At 52.7% G+C, this 13,811-nt stretch carries 10 protein-coding genes; 7 read left to right on the top strand and 3 right to left on the bottom strand.

The features are described from left to right. Window positions 1-151: 151 nt before the first annotated feature. Entirely contained in the window at window positions 152-1,024 is an 873-nt protein-coding gene (locus H6F80_RS18660) for an SDH family Clp fold serine proteinase (protein ID WP_190793030.1), read from the top strand. A 49-nt stretch (window positions 1,025-1,073) separates the two neighbouring features. Here H6F80_RS18660 and H6F80_RS18655 read toward each other — a convergent pair whose 3' ends face one another. Both H6F80_RS18655 and H6F80_RS18650 read right to left on the bottom strand, forming a co-directional pair. Then, window positions 1,074-1,394 (bottom strand): DUF6464 family protein, encoded by a 321-nt coding sequence (locus H6F80_RS18655; protein WP_190793029.1) that lies wholly within the window; start codon window positions 1,392-1,394, stop codon window positions 1,074-1,076. A gap of 135 nt (window positions 1,395-1,529) precedes the next feature. Continuing rightward, complete coding sequence (locus H6F80_RS18650; protein WP_190793028.1) at window positions 1,530-2,903, bottom strand: GH1 family beta-glucosidase; 1,374 nt, start codon at window positions 2,901-2,903, stop codon at window positions 1,530-1,532. Between the two features lie 111 nt (window positions 2,904-3,014). Here H6F80_RS18650 and H6F80_RS18645 point away from each other — a divergent pair, with 111 nt between their 5' ends. The 4 genes from H6F80_RS18645 to H6F80_RS18630 all read left to right on the top strand — a co-directional run bounded on the left by H6F80_RS18645 (window position 3,015) and on the right by H6F80_RS18630 (window position 7,302). Next, entirely contained in the window at window positions 3,015-3,494 is a 480-nt protein-coding gene (locus H6F80_RS18645) for a YbjN domain-containing protein (protein ID WP_190793027.1), read from the top strand. A 209-nt stretch (window positions 3,495-3,703) separates the two neighbouring features. Further along, a complete protein-coding gene (locus tag H6F80_RS18640) occupies window positions 3,704-3,958 on the top strand; it encodes a hypothetical protein (RefSeq protein ID WP_190793026.1) in 255 nt (84 codons plus the stop codon). 32 nt (window positions 3,959-3,990) lie between these two features. After that, on the top strand, window positions 3,991-5,259 hold the full coding sequence (mltA, locus tag H6F80_RS18635) for a murein transglycosylase A (RefSeq protein WP_190793025.1): 1,269 nt from the start codon (window positions 3,991-3,993) through the stop codon (window positions 5,257-5,259). A gap of 150 nt (window positions 5,260-5,409) precedes the next feature. Beyond that, window positions 5,410-7,302: a cation:proton antiporter gene (locus tag H6F80_RS18630; protein ID WP_190793024.1), complete on the top strand. Its 1,893-nt coding sequence runs from the start codon at window positions 5,410-5,412 to the stop codon at window positions 7,300-7,302. Window positions 7,303-7,336: 34 nt separating this feature from the next. On the opposite strand, the gene ppk1 is transcribed toward H6F80_RS18630, so the two are convergent. After that, window positions 7,337-9,499: a polyphosphate kinase 1 gene (ppk1, locus tag H6F80_RS18625; protein WP_190793023.1), complete on the bottom strand. Its 2,163-nt coding sequence runs from the start codon at window positions 9,497-9,499 to the stop codon at window positions 7,337-7,339. A 903-nt stretch (window positions 9,500-10,402) separates the two neighbouring features. Between ppk1 and H6F80_RS31390 the strand changes: the two genes are divergently transcribed. After that, entirely contained in the window at window positions 10,403-12,610 is a 2,208-nt protein-coding gene (locus H6F80_RS31390; protein WP_242067441.1) for a M23 family metallopeptidase, read from the top strand. Between the two features lie 355 nt (window positions 12,611-12,965). Then, entirely contained in the window at window positions 12,966-13,475 is a 510-nt protein-coding gene (locus H6F80_RS18615) for a hypothetical protein (RefSeq protein ID WP_206755093.1), read from the top strand. Window positions 13,476-13,811 lie beyond the last annotated feature (336 nt).

Raw genomic sequence — 13,811 nt, 5'->3', positions numbered from 1 at the left:
GATTGTGGTTTTGAAAGTGCGTTTCACAAACCCGTTCATTTGCTCATTCGCTGACCAATCCATTGACTAATTCGCTCACTGATTCAAAGGCTGATTCACGGCTGTTTCGCAAACCCTTACTTAAGTAAAGACCTCTATCTAAGGAGCTGGCATGGGCTTTTCCGCTTTATTCTGGATTTTCATTGTTATTTCAACCCTTCAACCCATCATTCAACGCAGAGTTGTGGAGTCCCGTCGGCTAGGCTCGATCCAAACCTTTCAACAGAAGCGGCAGAGCCGTACGATTCTGCTCATTCATCGGCAGGAATCCATCAGTCTGTTGGGAATTCCTCTTTCGCGCTACATCACGATCGAAGACTCTGAGCAAATTTTGCGGGCGATTCGCCTGACCCCGCCTGATGTGCCGATCGATCTGATTCTGCATACGCCTGGAGGACTGGTGCTTGCCACCGAACAGATCGCTAGAGCCTTGATTCGCCACCGGGCAAAAGTCACCGTCTTTATTCCCCACTATGCAATGAGCGGCGGCACGATGCTGGCTCTGGCAGCCGATGAAATTGTGATGGACGAAAACGCAGTGCTGGGTCCGGTCGATCCGCAGCTTGGCAGCATTCCCGCAGCCAGTGTAATCAAGGTCGTTGAAGAAAAGCCGATCAGCGAAATTGATGATCAAACCCTGATCACGGCAGATATTGCGCGTAAAGCGATCACCCAGGTTCAGCGATTTGTTCGCACCCTTCTGGCAGACGAATTTCCTCAGAGAAAGATCGCCCCGGAACAAGTCGAACGAATTATTGATGCCATTACGACGGGCAAAGTTACCCACGATTATCCCATTACGGTCGAAGAAGCAAAAGACATGGGATTACCGATTACCGTTGGGCTGCCCAAAGAAATCTATCAGCTCATGGATCTTTATCCACAGCCGATGACAGGTCGCCCCTCAGTGCAGTATGTTCCTCTGCCGTTCCAACCCCGCCCGATGCCCCTTCCCGAAGGCGCAGGTGCAAGAGCCGATCGCTAACAGGGTCTTGCTTCATAACAGGGTTGCTGATCCAAAAACCCCTAGATTCTTAGAGAGACAGATCCAGGTCGGGCAGCTCTCGCTCTCGGTAGTGTAAACATTCCTGGCATGGACCCATCGGATTCACGGCGCAGCGCATATAGCTCGATCGGGCATTAAACTGACAAGTCAGGTCGCCAATCATGTAGCCGATGCCCTCGACGTAGTGATGGTCGGGGGAAAGTCCCAATTTGGGCAGCCCGCGTGTTGAAACCGATTCCATCGCCAGTTGCAGACGTTCCTGTGCTTGAGCATCTGCCCGACGCAAAATCCAGAGAGAAGCAAGAAATGGTGTTAAACCCACAATAAAAATGAAGAGTGTGACTATCACAGCAGTTTTTAAAGTGGTTGGATAAGTTGATGTAGCTTATTTACAGCTTAATCAGCAAATTGAGTCTGTCAATCCGGCGGATGGATGAAGGAATGGGGAGATAAGGGGAGGGGTCAGGAGTCAGGGAAAAGGATGTTATAGGACTTGGTTTTGGTGGATGCATTCAGCGTAGTAGTGTGCGCTAGCTTTTGGGATACGTCGCTGAGTAGGGTAATCAACGTAGACAATGCCAAAGCGACGATCGTATCCCCACGCCCATTCAAAGTTATCCATTAAGCTCCAAACAAAGTAGCCTTTGAGCGGATAGCCTTCTTGGGTGGCGCGGTGGGCGGCTTTAAGATATTGGCGCAGGTAAAAGATTCGATCGCTGTCCATCACTTCGCCCGACTGCACCTGATCCTCTGCAGCGCAGCCATTCTCGGTAATCAAAATCGGCAGGTTGGGTCGGTTAAGAGTTTCGCTGATGTGACGCACGCCCCAGTAAATGGCGTCGGGAACGATTTGCAGCCAGGGCATATTCATTCGCGGATAACTATGAGGGAAGGGCAAAATTTCAAAGCCGGGAGCCCGATCGATCGCCCGCACATAGCTTCCCGTGTACACATTAAAGCCAAGCTGATCAATGGGCTGATGAATGATTTGCAGATCGCCCGATTGAATCCGAGGCGCATTTTTGCCTAACTGCCGTAGAAACTCAGGGTGATACGCTCCGGTGAGAGCCGGATACAGAATGCCACCATTTTGCCAGCAAAAGGGAAGAGCGGCCTGGGCAGCGGCGATGTGTTCGGGCGTTTCCATTAAGGGAACCGACACGGCAAAATTGTCTACCAGCGACACGCTACAGGGTACAGGGGAAGCTGATCGAATTGCCTGACAAGCCATACCGTGAGCAAGCAGCGCGTGATGGGAAGTTTGCCAGACTTCTTGCTGAGTTTTAACGATCGTTCCCGGTGCATGGGGCGGCACTTGTTTTATGCCATAGCCCAGGTGCGTGAAGCAGGGAATTTCGTTGAGCGTGATCCAATGGGTAATGCGATCGCCCAATCGCTCCACGGTTGCAGACACGTAATCCGCAAAATCTTGGGCAATCTCGCGGCTGCGCCAGGAACCATACAGATCTTCTAACCTTTGGGGGCTGTCCCAGTGAAACAGGGTGGCGTACGGCGTAATACCGTGTTCCAGCAGGCAGTCTACCAGTCGGCGATAAAAATCTACTCCTGCCTCGTTGACGGCTCCCCGTCCGTCCGGCATAACACGACACCAAGAAATGCTGAAGCGATAATGCTTGATTCCCAGCTCTGCCAGCAGCTTGATATCTTCCCGATAGCGATGATAGTGATCGCAGGCAGGTTCTCCGCTGTTGCCATTCAGCACCCGTCCCACGATCGCGCTAAACGTATCCCAGACGCTTGGCTTGCGCCCATCGATCGCTGTGGCTCCCTCAATCTGATAAGCCGCCGTTGCCGCACCCCAAAGAAACTCATTGGGAAATTGATACTTTACGGTCATGCTAAACTGCTCCCGTTTTATAAAAAATATCCCCAGAACGAGGTTCGATCGCCGCGACAGCCGCTAGAGTAGGTCTAGTCATCATTCTCTACTGTCAACTGGGTTACAGCCATGACTTTATACGAACTGGATCTCGATCCCGCAGCAAATGCGGCTGGCGGAGAAGACACTGCCGTTACGCTGAACTATATCGAGGTCATCGAAACGGTGATTGCCAGCTTGCAGCAAGATAACAGCGCGATGGTGAACCATACCGAGGGTGGTGGGTATCTGTGGAAGTTTAAGTATGGCAGCGTTGAAGTCTTTGTGCAGCTTCCCGGCACGTCTGAAGAAGACATTCTCACCGTCTGGTCAACCGTGCTGAAACTGCCTGTCAACAACGAAGCGGGTCTGCTGCGAAGGCTGATGGAAATGAACTGGGGCAATACCTTTGAAGCCCGGTTTGCCATCTCGGAAGATCAGGTTGTAATCTGTGCCCGCCGTACGCTAGCAGAACTGTCTCCTGGTGAGATCTCGCGGAATATTACGATCGTCGCTACCCTGGCTGATGACAACGACGAGGCTCTGCAAGCCGAATTTAACGCTGCCTGAGCGCTTCTAAGCATTCCGTAGGATGGGTCAACGCAGCGTCAGGCATTCTCCCTTAGCCCCTGCCTCCATGCGTTACGGTTTTTCGCCTCCCTATCCTACGAAGCATTACCGAAACTGTCTCACCCCCATTCAGTTTACTTTTTCCGATCGTTCTGGGAATGCTCAACATCGTAGGATAGTCAGTTGAATCTGCTAAAGGAGCCTCTGCGATGCCAAGAACGCCCAACGAATTTGCGGTGCACATTTTGATGGAAGGGGGACATCGCGAAGAAGTGCGGTTTCCCACGATTCAGGACTTCCAGAAGTGGTATAGCGGGGAACTTGTGCCCAAGTCCGGCTCCAGCGATTTTATCAATGTGCCCATCAAAAACATTCAAGGCGAATATATGGTGGTGCGTCCTTCTCGGGTGATTGCGCTGCGCGTCGAGCCTGTCTTCTTTGGAAGTGTTGACCGCGATTTCTAAATTCGTTTTGAGATGGATTGATCTAAAGGTTGATGAGGCGATCGCTCACCCAGTTACTTCGCAAAGGAAACGGCTTTGCATTGCTCCTGTTTTGCCTCGGCTTGCTGCTGAGCCTGCTGCTGGGGCTACGGGTTTTGCCTGCCCAAACGCAGCCTGTTACTCCACCCGTTTCCTCGCCATCCGTTCCGCCGCCCACGAATCCCGTTCAGATTATTCCTTTAAACTCGGTTGAGTCGGCTCCGATCGAGGGTGAAGTCGGGATCGATCGCCAGATCTGGGGAACTGGGGGAATCGCCGCCGATCGCCGGGCACTGCTGCAAGCGATCGACCACTCGCTGACTTATCTCGATACGCCTCAGGCAGAAACGGCTTATGCCAATTATGCGATTTCAGAATTCACTCGCGATCGGGTTCGGCGCAGTCTGATTCGATTTCGGCAGTTGGTTCGCACAGTGCGATCGCCCGAAGCATTGCAGGCAGCCGTCCGGCGCGAGTTTGATCTGTATCAGTCGATCGGCTCAGACGGTCAGGGTTTAGTTAAATTCACGGGATATTTTGAGCCTGTGTATGAAGCGAGCCGAGTGCAGACTGCTGAATTTCGCTATCCGCTTTATGCGCTGCCGCCGGATTTAGCTCAGTGGACGCGACCTCATCCTACCCGTCGTCAGCTTGAGGGAATGGATGGACTGCAAGGGAGCCAGGGAAGGCTACGCGGATTGGAGTTGGTTTGGCTGCGCGATCGACTAGAGGCATATCTGGTGCAGATTCAGGGATCGGCTCAGCTTCAGCTTACCGATGAAACGCGAATCAGTATTGGCTATGCGGGACGCACCGATTATCCTTATGTCAGCATTGGGCGCGAACTAATCAACGCAGGTAAGATTCAGCCGGAGAATCTCAGCTTGCCGATCGTGATTCAGTATTTTCGCGACCATCCGACGGAATTAAGCGAATACCTGCCGCGCAACGATCGCTTTATTTTCTTCAAAGAAACGACGGGAACTCCGGCAACGGGCAGTCTTCGCGTACCTGTTACTGCCGATCGATCGATCGCGACGGATAAATCTTTGATGCCGCCCGGTGCGCTGGCTTTGATTCATACCGAGATTCCGCTTGCCAATGCTCAACGGCAAATTGTGCCCCAAACGGTGAGCCGCTATGTGTTGGATCAGGATACGGGCGGAGCAATTCAGGGTGCAGGACGGGTGGATATTTTTATGGGAACGGGACAGCTGGCAGGCGATCGAGCGGGACTGACGCTGGCAGCGGGTCAGCCCTATTACCTTCTTTTGAAGGAATAGAAATCGGAGAGCGATGCCGTCAAAAGCAGTAGTACAAAGATTCCAGGCTATGATCAGGCAAAGGAATTTTTACGAACTCCTGGCTAAGATATCGATGAAGTGAACGCCTGATAACCTCCGATCGAGCGGTGAACTGCATAAAAGGATTCTATGGATGCAGATGCGTTTAAGCTAACCTTGCAAATCGTTCTTGCCGTTATTGCAGGAATCGGGGCGCAGGTTATCGCAGAATATCTCAGAGTTCCTGGCATTGTCTTGCTGCTGCTGTTTGGCATGGTGCTGGGAGCAGACGGGTTTGGGCTGCTGCATCCCAACTGGTTTGGCAACGGGCTGGAAGTCATTGTGTCGCTGTCGGTTGCGCTGATTTTGTTTGAGGGCGGACTGAACCTCAACCTGCGCGAACTGGATAAAGTGTCCGGCAGTCTGCGGAATCTGGTAACGCTAGGCGTGTTGATTACCCTCCTCGGCGGCGGCATGGCGGCTCATTGGCTGAGCGAGTTTCCCTGGACGATCGCCTTTCTTTACGCGGCCTTGGTGGTGGTGACGGGTCCAACGGTAATCAGTCCGCTGCTGAAGCAGGTCAAGGTCGATCGATCGGTTGCTGCACTGCTGGAAGGCGAAGGAGTGCTGATCGATCCAGTGGGGGCAATTTTGGCGGTCGTGGTGCTGGATATTATTCGCAGTGGGGATGCTGATCCGGTGCTGATTTTGAGCGGAATGCTGCTGCGGTTAGGCATTGGGGGTGGCATTGGGGCGATCGGCGGCTGGCTACTGGGACAAATCTTGCGACGGGCGACCCTTCTCTCGGATGATTTGAAAAATCTCGTTGTATTGGCGGGCGTCTGGGGACTTTATGGCTTGGCGCAGTTCATGCGAAGCGAGTCGGGACTGATGACGATGGTGGTGGCTGGGGTTGTCCTGGGTGCGCTTGAATTGCCTGCGGAACGCCTATTGCGGCGATTTAAGGGACAGCTTACGACGCTGGCGATCTCGGTGCTATTTGTGTTGCTGGCAGCGGATTTGTCGATCGCAAGTGTATTTGCGCTGGGCTGGGGTGCGTTGCTAACGGTCGCGGTGCTGATGTTTCTGGTGCGTCCGCTAAATGTTTGGCTCTGCACCTGGAACAGCGACCTGAACTGGCGACAAAAGCTGTTTTTGTGCTGGGTCGCGCCGAGGGGAATTGTCTCTGCTTCGGTGGCTTCGCTGTTTGCGATTCTGTTGACCGAGCGGGGCATCAACGGCGGTGACGCAATTAAAGCCCTGGTGTTTCTGACGATTCTTTCGACCGTATTTTTGCAGGGCTTGTCTGCAGGTTGGGCAGCGCGGCTTTTGGGCATTACCTCGACGCAGGCAACGGGTGCGGTGATTGTGGGCTGCAATGCGCTGAGTGTGCTGATTGCGCGATTGTTTCGCGATCGGGGCGAGTCGGTTGTTTTGATCGACACCGATGCGGATGCCTGTAAACTGGCGCAGCAGGAAGGCTTTCGGGTGTTTTCCAGCAGTGCGCTCGATACCCATGTGCTGGAGCAAGCAGGGCTCGATCGCCTCGGAACTTTCCTGGTCATGACTAACAACAGCGAAGTTAATCTGGTGCTGGCACAGCGAACCGCCGAAGAGTTTGCTCCGCCCCGCGTCCTGGCAGTGTTTCCCAGCGAGGCGCAGTCGATGCTGACCAGCGATATGAGCCGCGTTCAGCAGGCATTTACCGATCAGATCTCGCTCAAAACCTGGAATGGTTACCTGAAAGACAATGCGGTGAAATTAGGCGAAACTACGCTGCGCGAGCCTGAATTGCTGTTTCAGCAAGCACACCTTAAAGCACTGATTCGATCGGGTGATTTGATGCCGCTCCTGGTCGAACGCGACGATCGGCTTCAGGTCCTCCCTGTAGCAGAAGAATGGCAGGCGGGCGATCGGCTGATTTACCTGCTGCACGACCCGCGCCCGCAACTGCTAAAGCAACTTGCCGGGAATAACAACAAGCCGCTCGTAATTGAGAAACTGCCGGAAGTGGAAGAAATTCCCTTTAGCGTGTCACTTTAACAGGATAAGCTTTTGGGCATGAGGACGGCTGCACCTATCCCAAATTGCTGATCGTCTGCATCGCCATGTCCATGAAAATCGCCTGGGCACTGCGTTCTGGTTCCCCTGCTTTGGGCTGTCGCTGCTTGTAAGAGCCATCCGGCTGTAGCTCCCAGGCTTGGCGATTATCTGTCAGCAGAATGCCCAGAATTTCTTGCAGATCTTTGGCAAGCTGCGGGTCTTCGATCGGGGTAATCGCTTCTACCCGGCGATCGAGGTTGCGAGGCATCCAGTCTGCGCTGCCAATGTAGACTTCTTCCTGGCCGTTATTGTGGAAGTAGAAAATTCGGGAATGTTCCAGGAAACGACCAATAATGCTGATGACGCGGATGTTTTCGCTCACGCCTTCCACGCCCGGACGCAAACAGCATACACCCCGAATAATCAGATCGATCTGGACGCCGGATCGCGAGGCTTCGTAAAGGGCAGCAATAATCTGCGGATCAACCAGCGCATTCATTTTGGCGATAATCCTTCCTGGCTGTCCGTTCTTACAGTGGTCAATCTCTCGCCGAATCAGTCCCAGCATTCGATCGCGCAAATTCACCGGAGCCACCAGCAGCCGACGATACGATCGCTGATGCGAATAGCCTGTGAGGTAGTTAAACAAATCCGTCAAATCTGCGCCCAGCTCTTCCCGGCAGCTCAGGAGTCCCAAATCTGTGTAAATTCGGGCAGTGCGATGGTTGTAGTTGCCTGTGCCGATGTGGACATAGCGACGAATCCGATCGCCTTCCTGCCGCACCACCAGCACCACTTTCGTATGCGTTTTTAGCCCCACCAGACCGTAAACGACGTGAACGCCGGATTCTTCCAGTCGCTTAGCCCACTGGATATTATTCTGTTCGTCAAACCGAGCTTTTAGTTCAACCAGCACGACCACCTGTTTGCCTTTTTCCGCCGCCGTAATCAGGGCATTCACGATCGGAGAATCTCCCGATGTGCGGTAAAGCGTCATTTTGATCGCTAATACCTGCGGATCATTCGCTGCCTGAATAATAAATCGCTGCACCGAACCCGAAAACGAATAATAAGGATGATGCACCAGCAAGTCACGGCGCCGAATCACCGAAAAAATATCAGATTCATCGTGGGAACTGCTGTTGCCAGATGATCGCCCATCGCCGACCGATCGCAGCCCCGGCAATACTACGGAAATACGAGGCAAATCTTTCAATTCGGGCACGGGCAGCGACAGCAGGGACATCAAATCTTTGAGATTCAGCAGTCCTTCCACTTCGTAAACATCGCTGTCCTCCAGCTCCATTTCCTGCATCAGCGTCGATCGAATCGAAGCCGGAATCGTGCTTTGAACTTCTAACCGCACCACTGAACCGCCCAGTCGCCGCTTGCGAAGTTCCTGTTCGATCGCTTCCAGCAGGTCTTCTGCCTCGTCTTCCTCCAGTTCCAGATCGGCATCACGGGTAATCCGAAACAGATGATATTCCTGGATATTCATTCCCGGAAATAGTGCCTCCAGGTTGTGGGCGATCACCTGCTCTAGCGGAACGCCCGTCCAGAGGCTCGGCTTACCATCCTGGTGCTGAAGCTCTGCCGGAAACACCACAAAACGCGGCAGAATTTTGGGCACTTTCACCCTGGCGAAATGCTCTCGATTAGTTTCTGGGTTTTTGACAACCACTGCCAGATTAAGGCTGAGATTAGAAATAAACGGAAACGGATGCCCCGGATCGACGGCAAGTGGAGTCAGTACGGGAAAAATTCGCCGCTCAAAAAAGTCCTGGAGGAAAAGCCGCTGTTCCTGATTGAGGTCGATGTAGTTCAGCAGGTGAATTCCTTTTTCTGCCAGTGCTGGACGCAAGACCTGCTCAAAGTGGCGATGCTGCTCCATCACCATAGGGCGCAAAACCTGAGCGATCGCCTCAAGCTGCTGCTGTGGGGTGCGTCCATCTGGGCTGAGCGAGCTAACCTGTGCCTCGACCTGCTGTTTTAGCCCGGCAACGCGCACCATGAAAAATTCGTCCAGGTTTGCGCTAAAAATCCCTGAGAATTTGAGCCGCTCCAGCAGCAGCGTGCGCTGATCAAACGCCTCCTGCAGGACACGACGATTAAACTCAAGCCAGCTTAACTCTCGATTGAAATAGAGCTGGGCTTGGTTCAGGTTGACTTCGGTGGGAGTTTCTTTCGCTTTCGGCATAGCATTCTGGGCACTAAGTACTGCTCATCCTCTCAAAAATTACCCATGAAGAAAAGTATTCTGCACAACGCCCGATCGCAGTAAGTACCTCAGGATGGACTTTGCCAATCAGCAATCCTACTCAAGCAACTTAAGCAAAACGAGGAACACGACCACGAAGCAATCTTGGGGTATCGAGCTGACTGAACTGCCCGGAAGAACTGCATCATTCAGGCAATTTGCCTGCAACCAATCCTTCTTGCTTTTCGTCCTGCTTAAAGGAATGGTTAACCTCTGCGTTCCCGCTCGATCGCAATAAAATCCGTTTCGGTTGTGGCTTGTTTGGGTCTGACTACTCCGATCGCATCTCAACCGATCACAAAGCCTTCGTAAAGCTGCCTCGGTAATAATAGGTATCTTCCGAATCCGTGTGGGAGAATTTAAGGAAATCAAGCCCTTTGATGAGGACACCTGTAAGAGGAGATTTGAAAAGGAACATCTATGAGCTGAACTGCCTCCTTAATCAAAAAGGGTGTAATATCAGCGAGGATTGCCTGGGCTGCTTAAATTTGGCAAATTGGTTTGTTGTTCTAATGCGATCGAATCCTAACAAAGACGATTTTGATGAATTTGATGAAAATGGCAATGTCGCAGGCAATTGAACGGAAACCCTCTGAATTTGAAAGCCGCTGAACCTAGCAGCAATTCAATTTAGAAGCGATTTAAAGGCGATCGAATTCAAGTCATTCTCGTTCGATTCACTGTTACTCTTTCCTTTCCCTGTCCTTGGTTCTCTAGTGTATCTTTGGCGATACAAAGTGGTTCTTTCACGGGAGAAATTATGCAGTTTTTCCTGGTAGCCCGTTTCGCTGTTTGCATATTGTCTGGGAACTCTCGATAAAGCTGTGATTGCGCTGGTCTCTCATGAAGCACATCCTCAAGCCTGTTGGACACTGTTTAGCCACAGTTGTCATTACATCATCGATGCTCAAGGTCTATCCTGCCTCGGTCGCCGATGCTTCTATTCCCCCTGAAGTTCCGTCGTCTACCGCTAGTGAGGAATCAGTTCAAGATTTGCCTGATCCCTTATCGGATGAATCGTTGGAGCCGTCTGCTTCTGTGGTCAGTCCTTCAGCCCCGGTGACGGTGGAGTCGATCGTCGCGCCTGAAGTGGCGGGTGTCATCGTTCCCACAACCCCGATCGCGCCTGAGCCGTCTCCACAACCTGAGCCTGCTGCGATCGCTCCCGCTCCCTCAACGCCTTCTCCTGCTTCCCCCGCTGAACCGACTTCTTCCTCAACTTTAACAACAGATTCAGCGACGACTCCCCAGTCAAAACCAAGCGGCACTTCAAAACAGGTAGTTGTCAAGCAGCCTGCTGCTCAGCCCCAAACGCTTGGGGCAATGCGCCAACAGCTTGATGAAAAGTTAGCGGCGATCGTGGCGCGAGATCAGGCAAGCCGAGAAGCTCAGCTTCAGCAAAATTTGATGCGAATTGCGCTGAATTATGCCGAAGTCGGAGCCTTTGAGCCAGCCCGCGAGGTTGCCCGCCATCCTGCCCTACCGCTTGAACTACAAACGGCACTGCTTGCCCAGATTGATCAGCTTGCGGCTCAAGTACCAGGTCAGTCAGGCACTCAGTCTTCTCCTGTTGCGGCAGCCCCATCTGCGTCTGCTCAAGCTTCTGGGAGAACGGTTCCCGGTGATGCGATCGCGTCGATGCCTGCCTATACACCCGGCTATGCGCCGATCGGTCGCGCTTTGCCAGAAACCTTTGCAATTCCGCAATGCTCGGCTGCCGATGCGCCTGCTGCTCAAGCCGCTGTTCGCCCTTCCCAGGCTAACGAGAAGAAACCGCTTCCCGGCTTTGGGAATCGAGTTGCTGCAACTCTGGCATCTGCTGTTAAGCGACCTACCGCGCAACCCGTTCGCTCTGCAGATGCGAAGTCATCGGCTGCAAAATCAACTGCCGCAGAAGCGATTGAGCAGAAATCATCGACTGCGAAGCCCATCGCCAAGCAACCGGTTGATAAACCCACCGCTGCTGAATCTGTAACTGCTTCTGAAAAGGCAGCAACTCCGGCTCAGCCTCGATCGCTTGCGGTTCGCCCCGATTTTTCTGCGGATTCACCGTCGGCTGATTTATCTAAAAATCTCAAAAATTCTACTGCTCAGGCTCGAAATCTCGATCGCTTCAACCTTCAGCCTGCATCGCCGATCGAGATCATGGGCTACTGGCTCAGTAAACCGCTAAAAGAAGCTGGAATTCGTCTGCCCTTTGTACCTGTGCACTCTCAACCAGAACCCGAAACCCAGATAGAAGTCCAGATAGAAGCCCAGATGATCGAAACGGGAGATGAAAATTCTGCGGAGTCTGCTGCGGTGCCTTCCTTGCTGTCCTCGACTTCTGAACAGTCGGCTCGATCGCTTGATTTGCTTCAGCCTGCCCTCAGCGTCAGTCCTTACCTGCTCGACCTGAAGCAGTCTTTGGCGGATTTCCAGCTTGTGGAGAAAGATGCAGTTAAGCTTTCCCCACCCGCAGTCAGCGTTACTCCCCCGCCGAAAGCCCAGACCGTCAGCCAAAAAACTGTGACTCCGCAGACGGCTCCGCTGGATTGTTTCTCGCCCCGCGCCGAATCCACTAGTCTCACGGTTTCGCCTGCTCTAGCAAGACAAATGGGATGGGGAAATTTAGTCTTTCCGTTGCCAATTCCAGCCGTGCTGACTTCGGCATTTGGCTGGCGAATTCATCCCATTTCGGGCGATCGTCGCTTTCATGCAGGCGTTGATCTGGGTGCGCCGATGGGAACTCCAGTGGTGGCGGCAATGGCAGGGCGCATCGTGGCAGCAGATTATATGGGCGGCTATGGATTAGCGGTAATTGTCGAAACAGCAGCCGGAAGCTACCGCAACCTCTACGCTCACCTTTCAGGAATTGCCGTTCGTCCTGGAGCGATCGTTCAGCAGGGCAGCGTCGTGGGCTGGGTCGGCAGTACAGGTAACTCTACTGGACCGCACCTGCATTTTGAAACTCATATTCCAACCGAGAACGGCTGGACGGCGATCGATCCGCTTTCTGCTACGGCAAAGACGATCGCGAGCCGGGAACTGGGGCAGGGGGGAGGCGAGTGATGAGGTAAGGTAGGCCGATGAGTGGATGGGTAGGTGGAGCTTCTCAAGGAATGGGGTTTTGAAGGCAATAGCGTTTTATTTCTCTTTTGCCTTGGTCACTTACCCCCGACCTGAGTTAGCACAGATTTAACATGGACAAACCAAGGGCATCTTTATCCACCCGCTTACCCCTCCACCCCTTCCCTGATCTACCCGTGATCTACCCATCAATCCACACTCTTCTCCCGATTGACAGAGTGCTTCTTTATACACTTAGTTAAGATTGAATGAGACAGATGAATTATCTCCGGTTACGGGGGTGCGCTACCGCGTTTGAGTATATAAGCCCTTAACTCATTGTGCGGAGCAACTGTATATGAGCAGTGTTTGTTCAAGTCGTGTTCGTTCTAGTCATGGTATCCTCACTGCCGTTCTAGTGGCAAGTACTGTTTTTTCTGCCATGACTTTGCCCCTGGTGATGCAGCAGCCAATTCCGGTGCTGATGGATTTTCCGCCTCAGTGGAGTGAGACCCCGCCTTCGCGAATGGATCGCGAAACGAGAAACAGTATTATTCGCTATTTGGGGATTGCGATCGTTTCTAGCGTAGGAAGCGGTCTGGGTGCAGTCGAACTGTTGAGGCGGCAATATCGGGCAAAGCAGCGGCTCCAACAGGCAGGATCGGGATTGCAAGAAGGAATTGTTTTACCGGATCGCGCTCTGGAGCCTGCATATGTGCCGTTCATGCCTGTTGCTGAACCCAATTCCTTTTTTGCAGAACCTGCTCAATCGAGTGTTAGCTCTGTCGCCTCTGAAGAACTGCTTGTTTCGCAGAGTGCTGCTTCAGAGTCTCCGATCGAACCCTCGGGTTTTATTGCTGAAAGCTAAACCGTGGAGAGCTAAGTTCCGCAGCTGCCAAATCTGCATTACGTGTTCGCTTGGTTGTGAGTCGCTCGATCGCATTTAAGCTATCGATTCGCTTCAATTTGTCATGCTTTAATCTACCACTGCTGTCACTGCTGTCACTGCTGCCATTTGAGCGCAGGCAAAAGGAGAGCGGGCACTGTCTCTGCGTTTGGAGATAACCTTGCGCCTGGTCTTCATGCGCTGGCAATGTGCTTTATCCATTAGAGTTGTCGGGAAATAAGAACAGAGCTAGCCAATGCGACCTTTCAAGTTCTTCCTATGCCGCAGTCAGGTAGAAGTTCCATAATCCTGCTGCGG

Origin of the sequence: Leptolyngbya sp. FACHB-711 (genome assembly GCF_014695615.1) — a bacterium.
Taxonomy (GTDB): Bacteria; Cyanobacteriota; Cyanobacteriia; order Elainellales; family Elainellaceae; genus Leptolyngbya_A.
This window is presented reverse-complemented; position numbering and strand designations above follow the sequence as displayed.